At 68.9% G+C, this 21,453-nt stretch carries 20 protein-coding genes; 6 read left to right on the plus strand and 14 right to left on the minus strand.

Annotation, left to right across the window (positions count from 1 at the left end; translation table 11 throughout):
- Positions 1 to 104: 104 nt before the first annotated feature.
- Positions 105 to 2,288, minus strand: coding sequence for an alpha/beta hydrolase-fold protein (locus AB0B48_RS20800; RefSeq protein ID WP_357203916.1), 2,184 nt, complete (start codon positions 2,286 to 2,288; stop codon positions 105 to 107).
- Positions 2,289 to 2,459: 171 nt separating this feature from the next.
- Entirely contained in the window at positions 2,460 to 3,482 is a 1,023-nt protein-coding gene (locus tag AB0B48_RS20805; RefSeq protein ID WP_357203918.1) for a LacI family DNA-binding transcriptional regulator, read from the minus strand.
- Between the two features lie 729 nt (positions 3,483 to 4,211).
- On the opposite strand from AB0B48_RS20805, the gene AB0B48_RS20810 reads away from it, so the two are divergent.
- Positions 4,212 to 5,735 (plus strand): alpha-N-arabinofuranosidase, encoded by a 1,524-nt coding sequence (locus AB0B48_RS20810; protein ID WP_357203920.1) that lies wholly within the window; start codon positions 4,212 to 4,214, stop codon positions 5,733 to 5,735.
- A 110-nt stretch (positions 5,736 to 5,845) separates the two neighbouring features.
- Here the strand turns inward: AB0B48_RS20810 and AB0B48_RS20815 are convergent, their stop codons facing one another.
- From AB0B48_RS20815 to AB0B48_RS20845, 7 genes are all read right to left on the minus strand, one after another.
- Complete coding sequence (locus AB0B48_RS20815; protein WP_357203922.1) at positions 5,846 to 7,420, minus strand: alpha/beta hydrolase-fold protein; 1,575 nt, start codon at positions 7,418 to 7,420, stop codon at positions 5,846 to 5,848.
- A 322-nt stretch (positions 7,421 to 7,742) separates the two neighbouring features.
- Positions 7,743 to 9,260: an aldehyde dehydrogenase family protein gene (locus AB0B48_RS20820; protein ID WP_357203924.1), complete on the minus strand. Its 1,518-nt coding sequence runs from the start codon at positions 9,258 to 9,260 to the stop codon at positions 7,743 to 7,745.
- The gene (locus tag AB0B48_RS20825) at positions 9,257 to 10,459 is read right to left on the minus strand and encodes a fumarylacetoacetate hydrolase family protein (RefSeq protein WP_357203926.1); all 1,203 of its coding nucleotides are present in this window, start codon (positions 10,457 to 10,459) and stop codon (positions 9,257 to 9,259) included. The genes AB0B48_RS20820 and AB0B48_RS20825 overlap by 4 nt, the downstream gene beginning before the upstream one ends.
- Positions 10,456 to 11,637, minus strand: a complete 1,182-nt coding sequence (locus AB0B48_RS20830) for a mandelate racemase/muconate lactonizing enzyme family protein (RefSeq protein ID WP_355006254.1) — start codon at positions 11,635 to 11,637, stop codon at positions 10,456 to 10,458. Before AB0B48_RS20830 ends, AB0B48_RS20825 begins: the two co-directional genes overlap by 4 nt.
- A gap of 8 nt (positions 11,638 to 11,645) precedes the next feature.
- Positions 11,646 to 12,476, minus strand: coding sequence for a carbohydrate ABC transporter permease (locus AB0B48_RS20835; RefSeq protein WP_196926036.1), 831 nt, complete (start codon positions 12,474 to 12,476; stop codon positions 11,646 to 11,648).
- Entirely contained in the window at positions 12,473 to 13,426 is a 954-nt protein-coding gene (locus AB0B48_RS20840) for a sugar ABC transporter permease (protein WP_357203928.1), read from the minus strand. Before AB0B48_RS20840 ends, AB0B48_RS20835 begins: the two co-directional genes overlap by 4 nt.
- Before the next feature lie 75 nt (positions 13,427 to 13,501).
- Positions 13,502 to 14,749 carry a sugar ABC transporter substrate-binding protein gene (locus AB0B48_RS20845; protein ID WP_357203931.1) on the minus strand — a complete coding sequence of 416 codons (1,248 nt, stop codon included), beginning with the start codon at positions 14,747 to 14,749 and terminating at the stop codon, positions 13,502 to 13,504.
- Between the two features lie 161 nt (positions 14,750 to 14,910).
- Here AB0B48_RS20845 and AB0B48_RS20850 point away from each other — a divergent pair, with 161 nt between their 5' ends.
- A complete protein-coding gene (locus tag AB0B48_RS20850) occupies positions 14,911 to 15,705 on the plus strand; it encodes an IclR family transcriptional regulator (protein WP_357203933.1) in 795 nt (264 codons plus the stop codon).
- 19 nt (positions 15,706 to 15,724) lie between these two features.
- Here AB0B48_RS20850 and AB0B48_RS20855 read toward each other — a convergent pair whose 3' ends face one another.
- Positions 15,725 to 16,039, minus strand: coding sequence for a chorismate mutase (locus AB0B48_RS20855; RefSeq protein WP_357203935.1), 315 nt, complete (start codon positions 16,037 to 16,039; stop codon positions 15,725 to 15,727).
- A gap of 139 nt (positions 16,040 to 16,178) precedes the next feature.
- Here AB0B48_RS20855 and AB0B48_RS20860 point away from each other — a divergent pair, with 139 nt between their 5' ends.
- Positions 16,179 to 17,063 carry a CDP-diacylglycerol diphosphatase gene (locus AB0B48_RS20860; RefSeq protein WP_357203937.1) on the plus strand — a complete coding sequence of 295 codons (885 nt, stop codon included), beginning with the start codon at positions 16,179 to 16,181 and terminating at the stop codon, positions 17,061 to 17,063.
- 9 nt (positions 17,064 to 17,072) lie between these two features.
- On the opposite strand, the gene AB0B48_RS20865 is transcribed toward AB0B48_RS20860, so the two are convergent.
- Positions 17,073 to 17,690, minus strand: coding sequence for a TetR/AcrR family transcriptional regulator (locus AB0B48_RS20865; RefSeq protein ID WP_357203939.1), 618 nt, complete (start codon positions 17,688 to 17,690; stop codon positions 17,073 to 17,075).
- Between the two features lie 81 nt (positions 17,691 to 17,771).
- On the opposite strand from AB0B48_RS20865, the gene AB0B48_RS20870 reads away from it, so the two are divergent.
- Positions 17,772 to 18,200: a hypothetical protein gene (locus tag AB0B48_RS20870; protein WP_357203941.1), complete on the plus strand. Its 429-nt coding sequence runs from the start codon at positions 17,772 to 17,774 to the stop codon at positions 18,198 to 18,200.
- 22 nt (positions 18,201 to 18,222) lie between these two features.
- Entirely contained in the window at positions 18,223 to 18,357 is a 135-nt protein-coding gene (locus AB0B48_RS20875; RefSeq protein ID WP_357203943.1) for a hypothetical protein, read from the plus strand.
- 90 nt (positions 18,358 to 18,447) lie between these two features.
- Here AB0B48_RS20875 and AB0B48_RS20880 read toward each other — a convergent pair whose 3' ends face one another.
- The 3 genes from AB0B48_RS20880 to AB0B48_RS20890 all read right to left on the minus strand — a co-directional run bounded on the left by AB0B48_RS20880 (position 18,448) and on the right by AB0B48_RS20890 (position 20,725).
- Positions 18,448 to 19,038: a WHG domain-containing protein gene (locus AB0B48_RS20880; RefSeq protein ID WP_357203945.1), complete on the minus strand. Its 591-nt coding sequence runs from the start codon at positions 19,036 to 19,038 to the stop codon at positions 18,448 to 18,450.
- The gene (locus AB0B48_RS20885) at positions 19,031 to 19,867 is read right to left on the minus strand and encodes an alpha/beta hydrolase (protein ID WP_357203947.1); all 837 of its coding nucleotides are present in this window, start codon (positions 19,865 to 19,867) and stop codon (positions 19,031 to 19,033) included. The genes AB0B48_RS20880 and AB0B48_RS20885 overlap by 8 nt, the downstream gene beginning before the upstream one ends.
- A gap of 75 nt (positions 19,868 to 19,942) precedes the next feature.
- Positions 19,943 to 20,725 (minus strand): hypothetical protein, encoded by a 783-nt coding sequence (locus AB0B48_RS20890; RefSeq protein ID WP_357203949.1) that lies wholly within the window; start codon positions 20,723 to 20,725, stop codon positions 19,943 to 19,945.
- Between the two features lie 53 nt (positions 20,726 to 20,778).
- On the opposite strand from AB0B48_RS20890, the gene AB0B48_RS20895 reads away from it, so the two are divergent.
- Entirely contained in the window at positions 20,779 to 21,381 is a 603-nt protein-coding gene (locus AB0B48_RS20895; RefSeq protein WP_357203951.1) for a class I SAM-dependent methyltransferase, read from the plus strand.
- The last annotated feature ends 72 nt before the right edge of the window (positions 21,382 to 21,453 follow it).

Consider the following 21,453-nt stretch of genomic DNA (forward strand, 5'->3'; position numbering starts at 1 on the left):
TGATTTGGTTCTATTGGGCGAGGGGGGTCCACTGCATCATTGGGGGGGGGGGCGCCACGGGGGGCTGTAAACCCTCCTCCGGGGGGCGTCGCCGGCGACGGCTCCTAGCGCTTGAACAGACGGGGCGCCAGGTCGATGAGGTTCTTCTGCCACACGTCCCAGCCGTGCGGCCCGGGGGTGACCCCGTCGAACTCGTAGCGGATACCGAGGTTGTCCAACGTGGTCAGCGACGCCATGAAGCTCGGGTACACGAAGTCGGTCTGGTCACCGACGTAGAGGCGCAGCATCTTGGTGCCGTTGTTGATCGCCGCCACGTCGACGCCGGTGCCGCTGCCGAAACCGGCCGAGAACGCGGCGACGTAGGCGAACTCACCCGGGTAGGCCCGCAGCACTCCGAACGCCTGCCCGCCGCCCATCGACAGACCGGCGAGGGCCTGCTGCGACGGATCGCTGGAGATGTTGTAGCGGTCACGGGCCGTCGGAACGATGTTCTCCCGCAGTTCCCGATTGAAGTTCGACGAGTTGCCGTTGCCCATCACGACGACCATCGGCGTCAGGTCGCCGTCGAGGAACTGATTGTCGAGGATCTGCTTGGCGCGGCCCATCTCCACCCAGTCCGTGTAGTTCTGGCCGCCGCCGTGCTGAAGGTAGAGGACCGGGTACGGCTGCGTACGGTTCGGGTCGTACCCGGGTGGGGTCCACACCAGCGCGGTGCGGTCCTGGCCGACCACCGTGCTGGGGTAGGTCATGCTCTCGACCTTCCCGCCACGACCGGCGGGTACGTCCGACAGCAGTCGGGCGCCAGGCCCGGGGATGAGGAAGGTGCTCCACATCGGCTCGGTGGTGACCTTCGTCGGGTTGGAGGTGTCCTTGACCGCGACCCGGTCCACGATCAGCCGGTAGTAGTAGAACCAGGGCTTCAGCGGGCCCACAGTGGCCCGCCACCGGTCACCGTCACGGGTCAGTGGCAGTCGCAGCCAACTGCCGCCCGGTGCGACGTTCGCCCAGACCGTGACGTGCTGAGCGTCAGCGAAGTCCGTGGTCGTCTCGAAGGTGACGAACCCGTCCTCGGTGACGAAGGGCGTCGGGGTGGTACCGGCCGGCGGCGGGGTGAACTCCCGCTTGAGCGGCTGGTGACCGGGGCTCGGCCCGTGGTCCCGCACGTGACCGAACAGTCGCGGCAGGAAGTCGACGAGGTTCTCCTGCCAGGTGGTCCAGGTCGCGCCGCCGTCCGGGTTGACCCCGTCGAACTCGAACCGGACGTCGGCCCGTTCCAACGCCTTCGTCAGCCGGTAGGTGGTGTTGTACGCGGGATCGGTGACGTTGCCCGTGTAGAGGCGGAGCAGCTTGACGCTGCGGTTGATCGCCTTGGCGTCCTTCCGGTCGATCTCCGGCGCCGACGTGCCCGAGAACCAACCCACGTGACCGAACTGACCCGGCTTGGTGAGCGCGGCCCGCACCGCGTCCGTCGCACCGTCGGACACGCCCGCGATGGCCTGGTGCGCCGGGTCGCGAAGGACCCGGTACCTGTCGGTGACCGCCTTCCGGAGGTCCTTCAGCCCCTTGTCGTCGGAGCCGTCGACATCGTTGATCACCACCACCATCGGGCGGATGGCGCCCGCGGCCGAGAGGTTGTCGAGGATCTGCTTGGCTCGACCGAGGTCGAGCCAGTCGGTGGCGGCCACGCCGTCCCCCGACTGGAGGAAGAGCGCCGGGTAACCCTTCGGGCTCTTGGCCGCGTAACCCGGTGGCGTCCAGACCAGGGCCGAGCGCTGTGCGTTCCCGGCCCGATAGGTCAGCGTCTCGATCTTTCCGCCGGTGCCGGCCGGCGCGTCGAGTAGCCATCGTGCCGAGTCACCCGCGACGAGGAAGGTGCTCAGGAGCGGGTTGGACGTGACACTGGTGCTGTTCGTCGGGTCCTTGATGGTCAAGGTGTCGTCGGCGGTGAGCTGGTAGTTGTAGAGCCCCGGCTCCAACGCGCCGAGAACACCCGACCACACGTCACCCCGACGGGTCAGACCGAACTCCGCCCAGCTGGCCGACGGGCCGAAGTTTCCCTCGACGACGACCTGCGAGACGGTGCCCAGGTTCTCCTGGACGTACGCCGCCGGGACGGCGAACGTGGCGTAGCGGTCCGCGGAGACATCCAGCCAAGGCATGTCCGCCGCAGCTGGCTGCGGCGCGAGGAGCACCGCCGCGGCGGTGATGACCCCGGCGGTGAACGCCGCCGAGAGTCGCCGGCGTACGCCTAGCTGGCGTAAACGCCCGTGATACTGTCCGGTAACCACACTCCACTCCCTTCATGCGCCGGCAGCGGATGCGACCCGTCTGACCGGCTCAACTCAACGGTGGATCTGGCCGTGCGTGCTGCGTACACCTCCTTCAGGCTGCCGCCACGGGCACACCTGCCGTGATCGCTGCGTTGGGAGCGATCCGGCTCGCGCACCAGTGGGTTGAGGTCATGGCCGTGCCGCGCTCCTGGGTGGTGCGGTCGAGTCGCGCACGACGAGGCTCGTCGGTAGCACGATCTGGCTCGGCTCGTCCCACTCACCGGTCACCAGCGACTTGAGCATCCGCGCGGCTTCGTACCCGAGCTGATACATCGACTGGTCCACCGTGGTCAGACCTGGCTGGGTCGACGCCGTTTCGGGGATGTTGTCGAAGCCGACGACGGACAGGTCCCCCGGCACCGAGAACCCCAGCTCCCGGGCGACCTCCAGAACCTTCAGGGCCATCCCGTCGCTCGCCGCGAAGATCGCCGATGGCGGCTCCGATCGTCGCAGCAGGTCACGCGCCAACGGAGTCGCCGACTCGGGGTTGAAGTCCCCTCGGCCGATGAGCGTCGGGTCGACCGGGATGCCGGCGTTGGACAGTGCGGCGCGGTATCCCTCCTCCCGCGACCAGGCTGAGGCCAGGCTGTCGCGGCCGGCGATGAAGCCGATGCGCCGATGACCCAGGTCGACCAGGTGCTGGACCGCGGTGGTGGCGCCCGCGAGGTTGTCGGCCATCACCGAGGGCGCCGTCGAGCCCCGCACCGGGTCGATGGCCACGACCGGCGTCCGGCTCCGGATGTCACCCCAGGGCGTCACGACGATGCACCCGTCGGTGAGGGTGCCCGACAGGCGGGTCAGGTGCCGCTGCTCCCAACCCTCCGAATACGACCCGTAGAGGTCGCTGTTGGCGTAGATGATCAGATCGAAGCCCGAGCGGCTCAGCGCCTTCATCACGCCCTTGAGCACTTCCGCCGTGTACGACTGGAAGCTGTGCGCCACGAGGCCCAGAACGTTGGTGCGGCTACGCCGGAGGCTGGTCGCCACCAGACTCGACTCGTAGCCGAGCTGCTCGATGGCCGAGCGCACCTGAGCGACAGTGCGAGCGCTCACGCCGTAATGCCCGTTGACGACGCGCGAGACGGTGGCGGTGGAAACGCCAGCAGCTCGGGCGACATCACTCATTGTCACCGGCGCATTGACTTCAATCATGCCGCTCTCTCTGGACTGCAATCGTTATCGGTTACGTTTCCAGGATGTTGCCAAGGTAACTGAGAACTATTACGAACACAAGACCTCCTCGCCCTTACCCGGCCTCACGAATGGGCTGTCCTAAGTGGAGTCCGGCGAGGGTGCCGGTGAGCCTCGGATGCCGTTGCGGATAACGCAATCGGCATCGTCTGCCAGGGGTCGGAGTGGGGGCCGAATCCGCGTCGGTGCTACCCGTCGACAACAGGACGGCACGCTCCGTCAAGAACCATTCCCCAACCCGGGTGAACGATCACAGCTGCCGAACTTCGACGGTCCCGGTAAAGACCTTCGACGTCGACCGGTCCGAGTCGGCACCGATGACGGAACCCCTCAGTCGACGGGGTCGAGGACGTCTCAGCCCGGTGCGGGCGCTGTCGCATCCGCGTAGGTCGCCTTGATCTCCGGCTCAACAGTGGTCACCCGGTCACCCCCATCACCGCGACAAGCTGGTCGTTCGGCCCCGCCGGGCGTGCCGGCCGGACATTGATCCAGGCGCCATGTTCCCTTACGTAAACGTAATCGGTAACGTTTACATAGATCGACAACGTAATCGAAGTCGATCACGTTGTCCAGAGCTCACACTGCCTCCACCACCCCTCGGTCCCGGCGTTCGAGCAGTGCTGTCGCGTCGGACCCGCACGAAGGGAGCCAGCCCTGAACACCCACCTCGACAGCGCGCCGGACAACGGCGTGCACACGGCCCGCCTGACCCTGGACCCCCGCCGACGCGTCGCACCGGTGCCACGTCGACTCTTCGGCTCGTTCGTCGAGCACCTGGGGCGCTGCGTCTACAACGGAATCTACGAGCCGGGGCACCCGACGGCCGACGCCGACGGCTTTCGGGGCGACGTCCTCGCACTGGTGCGCGAGTTGGGCGTCACCACCGTCCGCTACCCCGGCGGCAACTTCGTCTCCTCCTACCGCTGGGAGGACGGCGTCGGTCCGGTCGACAAACGCCCGGCGAGGCTCGACCTCGCCTGGCACAGCCTGGAGACCAACGCGTTCGGGCTCGACGAGTTCATGCGGTGGGTCGGCAAGGCCGGTGTGGATCCGATCATGGCGGTCAACCTCGGCACCCGTGGCACCGCCGAGGCCGTCGACCTGCTCGAGTACGCCAATCACCGCGGTGGGAGCCACCTCGCCGACCAGCGCCGCGACAACGGCGCTGTCGACCCGTACGGCATCAAGCTGTGGTGTCTGGGCAACGAGATGGACGGCCCGTGGCAGGTGGGTCAGCGCAGCGCGACCGAGTACGGGCGACTCGCGGCGCAGACCGCGAAGGCCATGCGACGCTTCGACCCCGATCTCGAACTCGTCGCCTGCGGCTCCTCACACCTCGGTATGCCGACCTTCGGCAGCTGGGAACGCGACGTGCTGACCGAGGCGTACGACGACGTCGACCTGATCTCGCTGCACGCGTACTACCAGCCGGTCGACGACGACCTGGCCAGCTTCCTCGCCTCGGCCGAGGACATGGACAGGTACATCGACGCCGTCACCGCCATCGCCGACTCGGTCGGAGCGATCCGTCGGTCGACCAAGAAGATCATGATCGCATTCGACGAGTGGAACGTCTGGTACCAGTCCGCCGCCCCGTCCACGCCCCCGAGCGGCGAGGACTGGCCGGTCGCGCCACCCCTGCTGGAGGACCACTACAGCGTTGCCGACGCGGTCGTCGTCGGCGGCCTGCTCATCAGCCTGCTCCGGCACAGCGACCGGGTGAGCGCGGCCTGCCAGGCCCAACTGGTCAACGTCATCGCACCGATCATGACCGAAACTGGCGGCGCGGCCTGGCGGCAGACCATCTTCCACCCCTTCGCCCGCACCGCCCGGCACGCCCAGGGCACGGTGTTGGACGTGCTGCGCGAGGGCAGCACGACGACCACCGACCGCTACGGTGAGATCGACGCTGTCGACGCGGTCTCCACCTGGGACGACACCACCGGGGAGATGACAGTCTTCCTCGTCAACCGCGCTCTCGACACCCCGGCCGAGGTGACCATCGACGTCGCCGGCGCGCAGGTCGGCGACATCGTCGAATGCGTCACCGTCGGTGGCACCGACCTGCACGCCAAGAACACGGCCGACGGTCCGGACCACGCCGCGCCGCGTTCCAACGGCACGGCACGCGGCACCGACGCCAGCGTGCAGCTGACTCTTCCGCCCGCGTCCTGGACCATGCTGCGACTCCGCGCCACCGACACGACCCCGTGACCGGCTGACGAACGGACCGGGACGTACCCCGGCCGCGCACACCCTGGCTTCACCAGGGGCCGCGCGGCCGGGGCTTCCCCACCACAGGGAGTACGGCGTCGAGCCGGCTGTTACCGGACGTCGACAGGGGTGCTCTGGGAGTCGTTGAAGAGCCTGTTGCCCTGGTAACGGGCGACCACCGGCGCGTTCAGCTCACCATGGACGGTCTTCTTCAGCCGGGCGACGCCGTGGTGCACCGGGGCCGACCCGAGGTGCGTGTCACCCGCGTAGAAGTCGACAGTGCCGGAGGGCGCCGACGTGCTGGTGCTGACCGTGCCGACCGTCGCGGTGGCGGTGACCTTCGTGTGGTGCGAGCCGCCCGCCGGTGACGTCGTGACGACGAGGTCGGTGGTGGTGGCCCGGAACGTCAGCGTACGCAGGTAGTGGTTCAGCAGCGGACGCCACACGTGCCAGGTGTGCACGCCCGGCACGTTGTACTCGTTTAGCTCGACGCCGGCGGCACGCAGGGCAGCGGCGTTGCGCTGCGAGTTCTCGGCGATGTTGCCCAGCCGGTCCTGCAACCCCGTGCCGATCATGATGCCGCCGGCCACCGCCTTCATGCTGTCGACCTGGGCCTGTGTGGCGGCCGGACCGCCCGCGCTCCAGGCCGCGTGGTAGCCGAACAGGTCGGTGTGGTTGTACATGATGGTGTACGCCCGGCTGCCACCGGCCGAGAAGCCGGCGAACGCGCGGTCCTGCGCCCGGGTCGAGACGCGGTAGTTCTGCTCGACGAACGGGAAGATGTTGTTCCGTAGTTCGTCGACGTAGCCCTCGTTGCCACCGGGGAGGCCGTTGAAGTCGGTGGACACGATCACCATGGGCTGCGCCGCACGATCCTTGATCGCGTTCTCCAGGATGAGGTGGGCAACGCCCTGCATCGTCCAGGCGGTCGAGTGGTCGCCGCTGCCGTGGCTCAGGTAGAGGGTCGGGTACGGCGTGGCCCGGTTGGGGTCGTAGCCGTGTGGCAGGTAGACGACGATGTCGTGGACTCCCGCCGGGTTGGTCGACAGCGGCGAGGTGTACCGCCGGGACTCCAGCCGGCCGACCCTGGCGACCGGAGCCTGGTAACCGGTGTCGTACGTCGGGAACTTTTTGCTGGTCGGGACGTAGATCGTGCTGCGTACCGCGCCGGGCGCTCCCGGGTACTGCGGCTGGATCTGCCAGCGGTTGGCGGGGTCGTCGTGCAGGGCGCAGCCGGTGGCGAGCTCGTTGGCGCAATCGTGGGTGAACGCGTAGCGGAAGGTGCCCGCCGGCAGCGGAGTAGTGAAGGTCCAGACCCCGTCCGGGCCCTTTCGCATGGCCTGGGTGTGCCACGGGGTGGCCGCGACGTCGCCGGGTTGCCACTCGGCGGGCGGTCGCGCGTCACCGCAGTCCTGGCAAGCGATGTTCTCCGGTCGGGAGTAGAACCAGTCGCCGTAGACGTGGACCTGCCCGACGTCCTCGGGCGCCCGGTACCGGAAGGTGACTGTGTAGCCGGTCGGGGGCTTGTCGGTGCGGCTGACGGTCGGGCCCAGCGGCGCCGGCGGTGCGGCCGAGGCCGCCGGAGCGGCGACCGTTGCGGCCGTCACTGTGACGGCGGCGAGCAGCGCGAGCAGCAGCCGGCGTGTCGGTGCCGGCGTCGGGGGACGGGGAGGTGCGACGGGCATGTTCCTGCTCCCTCTTCGGCGTGTGGTCAGACCGCACCGAGCGGTCGACCGACCATTCGATGGTGAGGTGAAGGGATACCAGTAACGAGCGATGCGGCGATGCGAGCGCTAACATCGTTCCCTGTCGAAAACACAACCATGAATTGCATTGACGGTCAAGGCGGAAATTCGATCGGAAAATCGCGTCCCCACCATTCGGGCGCGCTTCAGCAACACCGGGGCAACTGGCGCGCGAATTCTCTGTCGGATTGATTCTTCAGGGAATTCGCGCGCCAGTCGCAGGTGGCCCGGAAACGCGCCCGGGAGAAGCCGGCGGACGCGGTTATTCGGCCGCCGGCTGCAACCTCCCGTCGATTCGCCGGGAGATGGCGGTGTACTCGTCGCGCAACTCCTCGGGCAGGATCCAGGCCGGAGCGTCCTGCCACGCCAGCGGGCGCAGGAACCGGCGGATCGACGTGGCGCCCACCGACGTGTGCACGGCGTTCGTCGACGGCCACGGTCCACCGTGGTGCTGGGCCCACGACACCCGGACACCGGTGGGGTATCCGTCGAAGACGATGCGACCCGCGCGGGCGGCGAGCACGTCGACCAGTCGACGTACGACCTCGGCGTCGTCGCCCGGTCCCCGGTGCAGCGAACCGGTCAGCGACGGCGGAACGGCGGCCAGCGCGGCGTCGAGGTCGGCGGCGTCGTCGTAGCGGACCACGATCAGGAGCGGGCCGAAGCACTCGTCGGCGATCTCGGCGCTCAGCCCGGCGAGACCGACCTCCAGGAGGGTCGGCGCCACTGTGAAGCCCGCCCCGGGTTCGACAGTGGGCCGCGCCGACACCCGGGCGCCGGCCCGCTCGAACTCCGTGGACCGGTTCTCGTACGCGTCCCGGATGCGCTCGTTGAGCAGGACCGTGCCGCCCGACGCGTCGACCTTCGCCCGCAGCGCGTCGACCAGGCCGTCACCACCCGGATCCGACGGAACGAACGCCAGGCCGGGCTTGGTGCACAGCTGGCCGCCCGAGTTCGTGAAGGAGCCGAAGAGCCCCTCGGCGATCTGGTCTGCCCGAACGGCGGCCGCGTCGGGCAGGACGACGATCGGGTTCACGCTGCTCAGTTCGGCGTACAGCGGAATGGGGTCGGGTCGTTCGTCGATGGCCGCCTGGATGGCGCGGGCGGCGTTGACCGAGCCGGTCAGTGCGGCCGCGCGGATCGCCGGGTGACGCACCAGCGAGCGACCGGCCTGCTCCCCGTACACGGTCGCGACGACACCCTCGGGCCCGCCGAGGTCGCGGACGGCCGACTCGATCGCGGCGGCGGAGGCGTGCGAGGTCAGGGGGTGGGACGGGTGGGCCTTCAGGATCGTCGGACACCCGGCGGCGAGTGCGGCGGCCGTGTCACCGCCGGCGACCGAGAAGGCGAACGGGAAGTTGCTGGCGCCGAAGACGGCGACCGGCCCGAGGGGTACGAGCATCCGCCGCAGGTCCGGGCCCGGTCCGAGTGGTGTGTCGGCGGCGTGGTCGATGGCGGCCTCGACGTACGCTCCGTCGCGCAGCACCTCGCCGAACATCCGGAACTGGAGCGCCGCCCGGCTGAGTTCCCCGTTGAGTCGCGCGTGGCTCAGCCCGGTCTCCGCCTCCGCGGCAGCGACCAGAACCTCCCGGCGGGACTCCAGCGACGCGGCGATCGCGTCCAGCAGTTCCGCGCGGCCGAGCCTCCCGCGGGCGGCCAGCCACTGCGCCGCCGCCGACGTCTGACCGGCGATCACCTCCAGCCGAGACTCGTCCGTCTCGGTGAGATCCGTCGCGCGACTCTTACCGTCGCGCGGATCGACAGTGTTGACCACGTTCACAGCAGTCCTCTCCTCACCAGATTGCCCATGAGATCGCGGACGCCGAAGTGCCAGGGCTCGCACTCCTCCGCGTGCCGCACCCGGTTGACCAGGGTCCCGAGCGCTGGGCAGCTGATCCGTACCACGTCGTCGACCTTGTGGGTGAAACCCTCACCGGGGCGGTCCCGGTCCTGGATGGGCGCGAACATGGTGCCGAGCATCAGGGCGGCGCCGTCGGGATAGTGGTGGTGCGGCCCGATCAGCTGCCGGACCAGTTCCTCGGGATCACGCGACATCTGGGTCATCTCCGAGACCGCCTCCAGGTGGAAGCCGTCCACGCCTCGAACCTCCAGGCGCACCTCGAGTTCGCGTACCCGATCCATGCCGAACCGGTCGTCGAAGAGCCGGATCAGCGGGCCGAGGGCGCAGGAGGCGTTGTTGTCCTTGGCCAGGGGAAGCAGGAGCGCCGAGCGGCCCTCGATGTCGCGCAGGTTCACGTCGTTGCCGAGGGTGGCGCCCACGATCCGGCCACTGGACTGGACGATGAGCGTGACCTCGGGTTCCGGGTTGTTCCAGGTCGAGGCGGCGAGCACGCCGACCGGAACGGCGGTGCCGACGGCGGAGAGGATCTGGCCCTTGGTGAAGATCTCGGCGTCCGGCCCGATGCCGACCTCCAGGTACTGGCTCCACATGCCCTCGGCGATCAGCAGACTCTTGAGCCGATCCGCCTCCGGTGAGCCCGCCTCCAGGCTGTGCAGGTCGACACCGACGTCGGCGAGCATGCGGTGCCGGATGTCCGCCGCCAGTGCCAGGTCTCCCCGCGCCCGCTCCTCGATCACCCGCTCGATCATCGAGATCGGGAAGGTGACCCCGGCGGCCTTGAGCGCCTGGAGGTCGACCGGGGCGAGCAACCAGGGCCGGCTGCGGTCGCGGGTCGCGGCCCCCGTGTTGGCCAGCATCTCGGCGAAGTCGCCAACCCTCGGCCCGTCGAGCCCAGCCACTGTCGCGGCGGGATCGGGCAGCTCACAGATGTCGCGGACGGTCGGGAACCGGCGGCTGATGTCGATGACCTCGCCGTCGCGGACGGTCACCGGTGAGGGTCCGTCGCTGGACGGGTCCCAGATCCGGCCGATGAGGACGCTGTCGGCATCGTCCGGCAACGCTTCGGCGGCGGTACCGACCCAGTTCGCGGCCGACCCTCGGGGCCGTGGCAGCGTCATGAGTCGCTCTCCAGGTTGAAGAAGGACCGCTCGTCGCGGGGACGGATGTCGAAGACGGCGTCCTGGAACATCCGCAGCGGGTGCGGTGTGAACGGATGCTGCTCGATCGCTGTGAGGTCCACCTCGATGCCCAGGCCGATCCCGGTCGGGATGAGGATGTCGCCGTCGTCGGTCAGTACCAGCCGCTCGTTGGTGATCTCGGGGCGCCAGGGCACGTCGGTCGCCATGATCTCCAGGTACCGGAAGTTGGGCAACGTGGCCCCGAGTTGCAGCGTCGCGGCGGTGCTGAGTGGACCACTCGGGTTGTGCGGCGCGAAGCCCACGTAGCTGGTCGCGGCGAGCGTGGAGATGAAGGCCAGCTCGGCGATCCCGCCGGCGTGCGTCACGTCGGGCTGGACGAAGTCGACCGCCTGGCGGGCCAGCGCCGGCGCGAAGCCCTGCCGCCCGTACCACCGCTCCCCCGCGGCGATCGGCACAGGCGACGCGCGACGGATGTCGACGAGCGCGTCGAGGTTGTCCGGCGGGCAGGGTTCCTCGAACCACACCGGGTCGAACTGGGCGATCTCCTTCGCCACCTTGATTGCGTGGCGGACGTCGAAGCGCCCGTGCCCCTCGACGAACAGCTCCACCTCGCGGCCCACCGCGCCACGGACCGCGTCGATCTGGGCCAGCACCCGGTCCAACTGGGCGGTGGTGATGGTCAGGTCGTAGTTCTCGAACGGGTCCCACTTGAGGCCCCGGAAGCCCGATTCCACGGTTCGGCGCGCGGCGGCCGCGTAGTCCTCCGGCGTGACGGCACCTGAGAACCAACCGTTCGCGTACGCGCGGACCCGGTCGCGGGTCGCGCCGCCGAGGAGCCGGGAGACCGGTACGCCGAGCTCACGCGCCGAGATGTCCCAGAGGGCCATCTCCAGCGAGCTCAACGCCGTCATGATCACCGGGCCGCCGCGCCAGTACCAGTCTCGCGCGGTCTCGTAGAGGATCTTCGAGATGTTTGTGGGATCGAGGCCCACGACCGCCTCGGCCAGCTCGGCGATGGCACCCTGGACGGCACGTTCCTTGCCCTCCAGGGTGGCCTCGCCGAGCCCGACGATCCCCTCGTCGGTGTGGACCCGCACGATGACGAGGTTCGTGCGGTAGAAGTCGACGACGAGTGTGTCGACAGAGACGATCTTCATCTTTCGGCTCAACCCTTCACCGCGCCGGCGGTCATGCCGGACACCACGTACTTCTGCACCAACAGGTAGAAGGCGACGGCCGGCAGCGTGAACAGGAAGGCGACGGCCATCACCGTCTGGATCGGTGTACCCAGCTCGCCGATGAAGTTGGCGATGCCGACGGAGGCGGGTTGGAGGTCCGGGTTGAAGATGAACGTCACAGCGAACACGTACTCGTTCCAGGCGTGGAAGAACGCGATGACAGCGGTGGCCGCGATCGACGGCGCGATGAGCGGCACGTTGATGCGGGTCAGGGTGGTGAAGGGCCGGGCGCCGTCGGCACGCGCGGCCTCCTCCAACTCCTTCGGGATGCCGTCGATGGCGCCCTTGAGGATCAGCGCGACGATCGGCAGGACGAAGGCGGAGTTCACCAGGATGAGGCCGGTCAGCGAGTCGAGCAGTTCGAAGCGGCGGAACAGCGCGAACAGCGGGACGACCATGAGCGCCTCGGGAAGCATCTGCGTGAACAGCAGAACGACTGTCAGCACGGCCTTGCCCCAGAACGAGAACCGGGACAGCGCGTAGCCGAGCGGGATGCCCAGGCCGACGGAGAGCACCATCGTGCCGACGGCGATGATCAGGCTGTTGAGCAGCCAACCGGCGGCCTTGCCCTCGGCGAGCGCGTCCACGAAGACCCCGAACTGACCGAGGTCCGGCGTGAGCCGGGGCTGATCGGCGAAGAGGTCGCTGTTGCTGGACAGCGCGGTGACGAACATCCAGTACAGCGGGAACACCGCGACACCGAGCACGACGAGCACGGCGACGATCCGTGCGGTGACACCGAAACGGAAGCGCCTCATCGGACGTCCCCCTTCTCCACGGCGCGGGCGACCAGGCGGCTGCCGATGACGACGATGAGCGAGATGACGACGCCGACCATGCCGATGGCCGCCGCCGAACCGAGTTCCTTCGAGTCGAAGGCCTGCGAATAGAGGTCGATGACGAGCGTCTCGGTGGCACCGACCGGCCCGCCCTTGGTCATCAGCCAGATCAGCTCGAACCGCCGCAGCGACCAGATCGTCATCAGCAGAGCCAACAGACCCACCGTCGGCTTGATGACCTGCCAGGTGACGGCCCGGAAGGTGGCCCACCGTCCGGCACCGTCCACCGTCGCGGCCTCGTTGAGATCCTGCGGTACGGACTGCAGGGCGGAGAGCAGCACCACGGAGGTGAAGGGGAACAGCTGCCAGATGGTCGTGGCGAGCACCGCCGGGAGCGCGTAGCGCGGGCTGTCGAGGATGGCGCCACCCGGGACGCCGAGCCCGACCGCGTCGAGGAGTCGGTTCACGATGCCGTACTGCGCGTTGAGCATCCAGGTGGCGATGAGCGCCACCGCGATGCCCGGAGCCGCCCAGGGGACGGTCACCAGCGCCCGTGCCACGCCACGGCCGCGGAACTTCTTGTTGAGCAGGAGCGCGACGGCGAGCCCGGCGCCGATCGCGACGACCACGCAGGTGATCACGTAGACGACTGTGATCAGCAGGGTGCGGTGGAACTCGGGGTCCCCGAAGATCCGGTTGAAGTTGTCGAGCCCGACCCACTCACTGCGGGTGGGGTTGAGCAGCCTCGTCCTGGTGAAGCTGAGGTACACCTCCTGGACGAGGGGTACGGCCTGGAAGACGAGGATGAACAGTGCGGCGGGTGCCAGGAACAGGTACGGCGTCCACTTGCTACCCAGCGGGCTGGGCCGGGGCCGGGGCCGGCCTGAGGGTGTTGTCTTCGGTACTCCGGTCTGCTCGACCACAGTCATCGGATCGGTCCTTCTGGGGGAAGGACGCCGCCGACGCACGAATCCTTGCGTCGGCGGCGTCGCCGTGTCGAGCGGTCAGCGGACCAGTTCGGTCGCCTGCTGCTGGGCGCGGTCCAGTGCCGACTTGAGGTCGGCCTTGCCCTGCAGTGCCGCGACCACGTTCTGCACGACCACCTTGCGGATGTCCGGCGTCTTGGCCTCGAACCCCAGCACGATCTGCGGCAGGCTGGTCTCGGTGAGCCCGTCGAAGACGGGGAGGAACGGCGTGGCCTTGAGCGCTTCCGCGCTGCGCTGCGTGGTGGTGGCGACGCTGCTCGCGCCGAGGATCTCCTGGAGCTTCACCTGGTTCTGCGGCTCCAGCGCCCACTTGATGAAGGTGCCGGCCTCGTCCTTGCCCTCGCTGGCCTCGTTGATCACGATTGGTGCGAGGATCGCGCCCTGCTTGCGGACCGGGAACGGGATGGGCGCGACGTTGAAGTTCAGCTTGGCGTTCTGGCCACGCGTGGCGGTCACGTAACCGCCGTTGTTGAGCTCCATCCCGACCTTGCCCTCGGCGAACATCCGCCGGAACGTGGCAGCGTCCGCGCCGCGCGGGATCACGTTCGCGTCGTACAGGTCCTTGAACGCCTGGAGGCCCTTGAGGTTCTCCGGCGAGTTGATCGTCAGGTTCTTTCCGTCGGACCACGCGCCGCCGAAGCCGTAGACGTAGTTGAAGATGTCCTGCCAGACACCGGCCTCCTCGGCCTCGGTCTGGCGGAACGCCAGGCCGAAGACGTCGCCCTTGGTCAGCGACTTGGCGGTGGAGGTGAACTGCTCGTAGCTGGTCGGCGGCGTCGGGATCAGGTCCGCGTTGTAGAACATGGCGTAGTTCGACGCCTCGAAGATGACGCCGTGCCGCACACCGTCGTGGACCATGAACTGGTCCGGCTGCTTGAGCAGGTCGTACTTGCTGGCGTCGATCACCTTGTCCAGCGGTGCGACGAGGCCGGCGTCGGAGGCCGCCTCGAACTCGGGCATGTCGAAGCGGACCAGGTCGGGGCCCTTGCCGCTGCCCATCTGCGTGAGCACGGTCTGGCCGAAGGTCGGGTACGGCACCGCGGCGGCGGAGACCTGGACCTTGGTCTGGCTCTGGTTGAACTCGTCGAGCCACTTCGTCAACAGGGGCCCGCGGCCCGGGTCGCCGAAGGTCGAGGCGGCGAAGGTCAGTTTGGTGACGCCGTCGCCGGAGTCGCCGTCGGAGCCGCAACCGGTCAGGAGCGTGGCGGCAAGGCCGAGGGCACATGTCGCCCTGGCGATGCCGAAATAAGCGCGCTTGTTACCCATCGTTACTCCACTGTTACGAGATGACGTCAAGCCGATGAAATTGCAACGATCGTAGCGTCATGTGCAACGGTGTCAAGTGGCGATTGCGCATGGCGTCATCTATATTGCACAATATGCAATGACAGCGACGGCGCTACCGTCGCGCGAGGGGAGACACAGCCTTGGCGCAATCGATTCGCCGCGCGATCGACCTCATCCGTCGATCCGCGGAGCACCCGCTGTCCCTTACGGAGGCTGCGGACGTGCTCGGCGTCCACAAGTCCACAGCGCTACGCATACTGCAAACACTGGAGTCCGCGCGCTTCGTCCGCCGGACGGGCGCGGGCACCTACGTGCTCGGCAGCGGCCTGATCGAGTTGTCCGAGCTCGCGCTCGGCTCGATGGACCTTCGCCAGCCCGCCGCCGCACACCTGCGTACGCTGCAACGCGAGACCGGCCACACCGTACACCTGGCGCAACTGACCGGCGACGAGATCATCTATATCGACAAGGTCGACAGCCCGGCGTTCGACGCCGTCAAGCTGCCGTCGCGGGTGGGACGCGCGGTGTCGATCTACGCGAGCGCCGTGGGCAAGACCATCCTCGCCTATCTCCCGCGGCAGGAACGCGACAGGCTTCTCTCCCACGTCGTCTTCGAGAAGTTCACCGACACCACCTACACCGACCACGACGCTCTGGAAGCCGAACTTGCCCGCATCCACGACTGTGGCTGGGCCATGGACAACGGCGAGCACGACGCCTACGTGATGTGCGTGGCCGCGCCGATCAGGGATTCACGGGGGCAGGTCATCGCCGCTGCCTCGATCACGGCGATCGAGGTCATCGCGAGCCTCGACCAGCTCAAGAGCAACCTTCCGCTGCTCCTGGAGACCGCCAACAAGATCTCGTACGAGCTCGGCTACGCGCCGCCGCCCACCGTGGCCAGCCCGGACGGCGAGATCCTCTCGGCGACTTGACCGCGCACGTCCCGGGCGATCACCGCGTTCTCGGCGCCGACCCGCCGGCGACGCGGTGGTGCTCGTCGGTCTCCATGTCGATGAATGCCTGGATCATGCCCCGGTAGATCCGTTCGATCAGGTCCGGGTCGGCACCGGCCTCGCTGGCCAACGTGCGGACCCGGGCCACCACCTGCGCCACCCGGTCCGGCGCACGGACGGCCTGACCGTCGCTCTTGAGCGGGGCAGCCTGCCGGACCAGCTCCTCCCGACGGGCGAGCAGCCCGACCAGGTCCCGATCCAGCTCGTCGATCCGAGCGCGGATCGCTGTCAACGTCGTCGCGGTCTCTGCCACGCCGGAAATCGTCGCACGACAGCGACACGATCAGGGGACCCGTTCGCCAGCAGATGCGTCGAATGCCGGCTATCACCCTAATCTCGACACGTTCATGTTCGCCTCGGCACAGTAACCACGGAGGGTGACGATGGGCGGAATGCCACGGCGTCAGTTCGTCAGACTCTCCGGAACCGCCGGCGCCACCGGACTGCTGGGACTGGTCGGCGCGGACCGGGCGTTGGCCGACGGGGGCCCGGCCCCCGCGCCGTCCCCCTCGACACCCGGCGGCCCCGGAGCCGCGGCCTGCCCCACACCCTCGGCCCTGTGCGGCTACCCCGCCGACACCGGCGGGAGGTACGACCTGTGGGACCGGGTCCAGGTCTGCGAGGGCACGAAGGCCGGGCCGCCATTTCCCCAGTGTCTGCGGACCACTCCCACGTACGTCGTCCTCAATGGAGGGTCGGGCTCGAACCACGACTTCCTGCTCGTGCCCAGTTGCCGGATCAGCGGCATCGAGTGCCCGTTCATCACCACCGCCAGCGCGCCGAACTACTGGCTGGACGCCTGGGACAACGCCCAGCCGGGGCAGCCGGGGCACGTCGTCTACCCCCACCTCGGGCTGGGCGTCAACTCGGCCGACCCGACGATCCGTCAGCAGGACCAACTCCACATCCACCTCGCCGGGATCCACTCGGGAATCCAGACGCAGCTGAACAACCACGACAGCGCGATCAGCAACGACCCGACCCGGTGGCGCAACCAGATCGTGCCGATCTGGGGCCTGACGAGCACCGGCCAGCCCGCCCCGCGCTCGTACCGGGTTCTGCACGTCGCGAACCTGAACGGGAACCTCTTCCGGCTCCTGCTGGACAGCGTCGTGCGGCCGACCGGAGCGGCCATGGCCGCGCAGATGCTGGCCGTGACGCCCCGCCTGATCGGCGGCGGCGGGTTCTACGTCCTGAACAGCGAGCCGGGCCTACCCGTCCCGGCCGGTCAACCGGGCGGTACGGGCACCGTCGACTTCCTGCTGGCGTACGCCTGAGCCGCCCGCTCAGCGCAGCAGCGCCATCCGGTCGATGATGGAGTCGCGCAACTCCGGCGGCCAGGGAAACAGCGGCGCTGCCACGCGGAGCTGGGCGAACCCGTGCAGCCCGACCCAGAGCGCTGTCGCGTCCCCGAAGGGGTCGGCGCTGGTCGACCGTCCCGCCGCGACACAGTCCGCGAGCGTACGCCGCAAGACCTCGAAGGCCCCCATGCCGAGCACGGCGAGCTCGTCCGCCATGTTGGGCGCCCGCTCAAGGGCCTGCCCGGCGTCCCAGACGGCGCCGAACATCACCCGGTACTGGTGGGGCCGGCGTTCGGCGAAGGTCAGGTAGGCCGCGCAGGTCGCGCGTAGACGCTCGACCGGATCCGCGTTCTCTGGTGTGCCCAGTTCCTGCTCCAGGATGTCGAACGCGCGTTGCGCGACCGCGAGCAGGATCGAGTCCAGGTCCGGAAAGTGCGGATAGATCGACGGCGCGGAGATGCCGGCCTGCCGGGCGATCCCGCGCAGGGTCACGCCCTGCGGCGCTCCGTCCTCCAGGAGCGTCATCGCGGCGTCGACGATCTCGTCGCGCAGCTGGGCACCTTCGCCGCGCTTGTTGCGGGCCCGTGTTCTCGGTGTGGTCACCTCTTGACTTTACAGGTGTTAGGCGAGCGCGTAAGTTAACGGTTGTAAGTTGACGGACGTTTTCTCAAGAAGGAGCCTCTCATGACCACAGCGACCGCTACCCGAATCGACACCGCCGCCCCCACCCACCGCGCTGACCTTGCCGGCCGTGCGCTGGCGGCCCTCGCGTCCCTCGCCACCGGCGTCGCGTTCGTCAACGGCGTACTACTGACCATCAACGCCAGCGACGAGCGCCTGTTCATCGAGGGCTGGCGGGTCTCCAGCTTCGGCATCTTCGCCGCGCTCTTCGCCCTGCTGGCGGTCAGGCCGCGCCAGGCGGCCGGCGTCTGGGAGATCGTGCTCGCCGGCAAGGCCGCCCTCGTCGTGTTCGGCGCGTTGATCGGAGACGTTCCGGAGGCCCGCCTGTCGGCCGTCATCGACTTCGGGCTCGTCGCCGTCGTCGCGACCGCGTACGTGCTGTGCCGCGGCTGGTTGGCGTGGCGTCCCGCGACCACCAACCCGACCCGATGACGCCCCGAGCCTGTCCAAGGACATGCACCCGGTCCTCGCCGCGCTGATCGTCGTGACCGCGCTGGCCGCGGCAGCTGCCCTCCACCTCGGCAGGCGGCGTCCGAGCAGGCCCGACGGCTCGTCGAACGAGCGGCCGTTCTCCCGGACCGCGCCGTGACCGATCCGCTTCTCCCCCCGCGAGCGAAAGCGCCGGATCGCCCGTCGCTGTCATCCGACGGTGGCGGGCGATCCGCGAGGCGACCAGGTGTCAGCTCGCGACGTCGCTGCCACTGACGGCGCCGGCGCGAAGGCCCTGATCGATGAAGCTGACCAGCCAGCTGAAGCTCTCGTCGACGGACGCGTCGATCTGGAACCCGCCGGCCACCTCAAGGGTGGCGAACCCGTGCAGGACGCTACGCAGCGTCCGCATGGCGTGGATCACCTGGCCGGGTTCGAGGTCGTACCCGCCCAGCATGGCCGCCCATGAGGCGAGCACCCGCTCGCTGGCCGGGATGAACGGGTCGTCCGGGCCGGTCGGGCGGGCCGCGTTGCTGGCCGCGTACCGGCCGGGGTGTTCCCGCACGAACGTCCGCATCGCCTGCGCTCCGGCGGCGAGGGCTTCACTGCCGGAGCGGCCCTGGATGGCGTCACGGAGGGCGTCGCCGGCCTGGGTCATCCCCAGGATGGCGATCCGGTGTGCCAGGTCGGCCTGGCTGGCGACGTGCTTGTAGAGCGAGGGGGTCTTGATTCCCAGCCGTTCGGCGAGCAGACCCATGCTGAGGTTGTCGAAGCCGACCTCGTCGACCAGCGCGGCGGCGGCTTCGGTGACCGATGCCGGGGTGAGCCGCGCCTTAGGCACTGGTCAGCGTCCGGGCGAGGAAGGGCAGGGCCAGCGCGAGGACCTCGTCGGGCGTCTGGACGTGCGGGTAGTGGCCCGCGCCCTCGATGACAGCCAGCTCGCCGAGCCCTCGCGGCAGGTCGGCGAGGATGCGCTCACCCTCGGCCCGTGGGTCGGCCCAGTCCGGGTCGACGCTGCCCTGGATCACCAGGACCGGGCAGGTGACGTTCGGCAGTTGCCGACCGGCGTCGGCCGGGCTGCTCTTGGCCATGGACTGGAGGGCCTTCATCCGGCCGGGCTCACTCATCTTGGCCTCGATGCGCGCCAGCTCACCGTGCCAGTCGGCGGGCTTGGTGGGGATCGCCACGTCGAGGTATCTGCGCCAGTTCGCCACGCTGCCCCGGACGAGCACCTGCGCCAGTTGGAGGTAGCCGGCGCGGAAGCGCTTCACCCGCACCAGCCCACCCAGGTCGAAGGACTGCGCGCGGGTGAACGGCGCCAGCTCGATGACGCCGGTGATCAGCTCGGGGGCGGTGGCGGCCGCGATGGTCGCGGCGCCGCCGCTGATCGACTGGCCGATGATCACGGCGGGGCCTCCGAGGTGGCGCACGACGGCGACGAGATCACCAGCGATGTCGGTGCGGCTGTAGCCGTCCCAGCCGAGACTGGAGTCGCCGCAGCCACGGATGTCGACGTTGGCGACCCGGTATCCGGCCGAGGCGAGGGCCGGCGCGACAAACCGGTAGGAGTGCCGGCTGTCGCCCATGCCGTGCGCCAGGACGACAAGTGGGCCCTGCCCGGTCACCTCGTACGCGAGGGTGTTGCCGGCGATGTTCAGGTATTCGGTCATGACGTCCTCCACCAAGCTAACGTGATTAGCTAAAGGCTAACCGCATTAGCCGCGATAGGCAAGTGTCGGTCGCCGCTACTCCCCTCCACCCATGCCGAGCTGGGGATAGAGGGCATCGGGGGCGGCGACCGCCCCGGTCGGCCGAGCGACAGTGACTGTCGTACCGAAGTCGCTGTAGCGCAGGGACGCGTTCGGCAACCCGTTGGCCTCCGGGATCAGGAAGCTGACCAGCCGACCCTCGGTGTCCAGCGTCGCCCGGAAAGCGTGGCTGCGCGCGCCGTCCGGGAAGACACCACCGGGAGGGGGGCGGAAGCTGATCCCGTTGCCGGCGGCAACCCGGGTCACGTCGATCGTCCCGGTGATCTGGGTGCCGTTCACCCGTGCGGTGACGATCGCGTCGATGAGGCGGCCGGAGCCGCCGAAGTCGTTTCTGCCCGGCGCGAAGCTCAGGGCGAAGTCCGGCGGCAACCGGGCTGGGTCGAGGACCATCCAACCGTCGCCGACACCGCGAAGGAGTGCGCCAGCCTTCATGTAGACCTCGTCGTCGATCATCCGGATCTCGATGACCCCACCCGGCGCCGAGATGGTGGCGATCGAGCGCTTGCGGACGTTGTCGCTGTGCGACAGCGCCGCGATCTGACTGGCGATATCGACGTCGCTGCGAAAACTCGTCCGATCGACGAACGCCGTACCCGTCCGCAGCAGACCGATCGCCTCGGCCGTCATTGTGGCATCGGCGCTGGCCGCCGAGGCCGGGGCGGATCGAGGCTTGGGTGCACTGTCCTTTGGTGCGCCAACCGAGCAACCCAGCATGAGCAGGCCCGCAGAAATGCCGGCCAGTGTGGCTCGACGTGTCATGCCCGTCACGGTAGGCCGACCTGGCAAGGCCCGGTGACCCGTATGGTTCCACGATGGAAACGGACACGGTGCGACAGGCTTACACGTCCGTCGCGGAGCTCTACATCGAGCTGTTCGGCACGAGCCAGCAGGTGGACGCCGACGACCTCGCCCTCATCCGGCGACACCTGGGCAGCCGGCCCGGCCGGGTGCTCGATCTGGGGTGCGGGCCTGGCCACCTCACCGGATACCTTCGCGAGCTGGGCGTCGACGCAGCAGGGATCGACCTGGTCCCCGAGTTCATCGCCCATGCGCGGGCGGCCCACCCGGGCGTCGAGTTCCACCTCGGCTCGATGGAACGCCTCGATATCGCCGAGAACTCCGTCGACGGCATCCTGGCCTGGTACTCGTTGATTCATCTTCCGCCGCCCGAGTTCGACGGCATGCTCAAGGAGTTCCGAAGGGTGCTGGTCCCGGCCGGGCGGTTGGTCCTGGGCGTCTTCGACGCCGAGGAGGTCGGCGCCTTCGACCACAAGGTCCTGACCGCCTACCGCTGGCCGGTCGACGAAGTCTCCGAACGACTCGGCCGGGCCGGTTTCCGCGAGGTGGAACGCCTCCGGCGGTCCGCCACCGACGAGCATCGGCAGCTTGCCGCCATCGCGGCGATCGCGGTGTGAGGACGCCGAGGGCCGGCCTCCCGTGCTGGGAGACCGGCCCGCGCCCCGCGGTGCACCCGCGTCCGGGGGGGC

The organism is Micromonospora sp. NPDC049089, from assembly GCF_040648775.1.
GTDB lineage: Bacteria > Actinomycetota > Actinomycetes > Mycobacteriales > Micromonosporaceae > Micromonospora.

Excerpts from the sequence above, each read along its gene's own strand:
- AB0B48_RS20890 (WP_357203949.1), bottom strand. The coding sequence starts at position 20,725 with ATGACACGTCGAGCCACACTGGCCGGCATTTCTGCGGGCCTGCTCATG.
- AB0B48_RS20805 (WP_357203918.1), bottom strand. The coding sequence starts at position 3,482 with ATGATTGAAGTCAATGCGCCGGTGACAATGAGTGATGTCGCCCGAGCT.
- AB0B48_RS20875 (WP_357203943.1), top strand. The coding sequence starts at position 18,223 with ATGCACCCGGTCCTCGCCGCGCTGATCGTCGTGACCGCGCTGGCCGCG.
- AB0B48_RS20840 (WP_357203928.1), bottom strand. The coding sequence starts at position 13,426 with ATGACTGTGGTCGAGCAGACCGGAGTACCGAAGACAACACCCTCAGGC.
- AB0B48_RS20870 (WP_357203941.1), top strand. The coding sequence starts at position 17,772 with ATGACCACAGCGACCGCTACCCGAATCGACACCGCCGCCCCCACCCAC.
- AB0B48_RS20895 (WP_357203951.1), top strand. The coding sequence starts at position 20,779 with ATGGAAACGGACACGGTGCGACAGGCTTACACGTCCGTCGCGGAGCTC.
- AB0B48_RS20825 (WP_357203926.1), bottom strand. The coding sequence starts at position 10,459 with ATGACGCTGCCACGGCCCCGAGGGTCGGCCGCGAACTGGGTCGGTACC.
- AB0B48_RS20830 (WP_355006254.1), bottom strand. The coding sequence starts at position 11,637 with ATGAAGATCGTCTCTGTCGACACACTCGTCGTCGACTTCTACCGCACG.
- AB0B48_RS20815 (WP_357203922.1), bottom strand. The coding sequence starts at position 7,420 with ATGCCCGTCGCACCTCCCCGTCCCCCGACGCCGGCACCGACACGCCGG.
- AB0B48_RS20860 (WP_357203937.1), top strand. The coding sequence starts at position 16,179 with ATGCCACGGCGTCAGTTCGTCAGACTCTCCGGAACCGCCGGCGCCACC.
- AB0B48_RS20835 (WP_196926036.1), bottom strand. The coding sequence starts at position 12,476 with ATGAGGCGCTTCCGTTTCGGTGTCACCGCACGGATCGTCGCCGTGCTC.
- AB0B48_RS20885 (WP_357203947.1), bottom strand. The coding sequence starts at position 19,867 with ATGACCGAATACCTGAACATCGCCGGCAACACCCTCGCGTACGAGGTG.
- AB0B48_RS20845 (WP_357203931.1), bottom strand. The coding sequence starts at position 14,749 with ATGGGTAACAAGCGCGCTTATTTCGGCATCGCCAGGGCGACATGTGCC.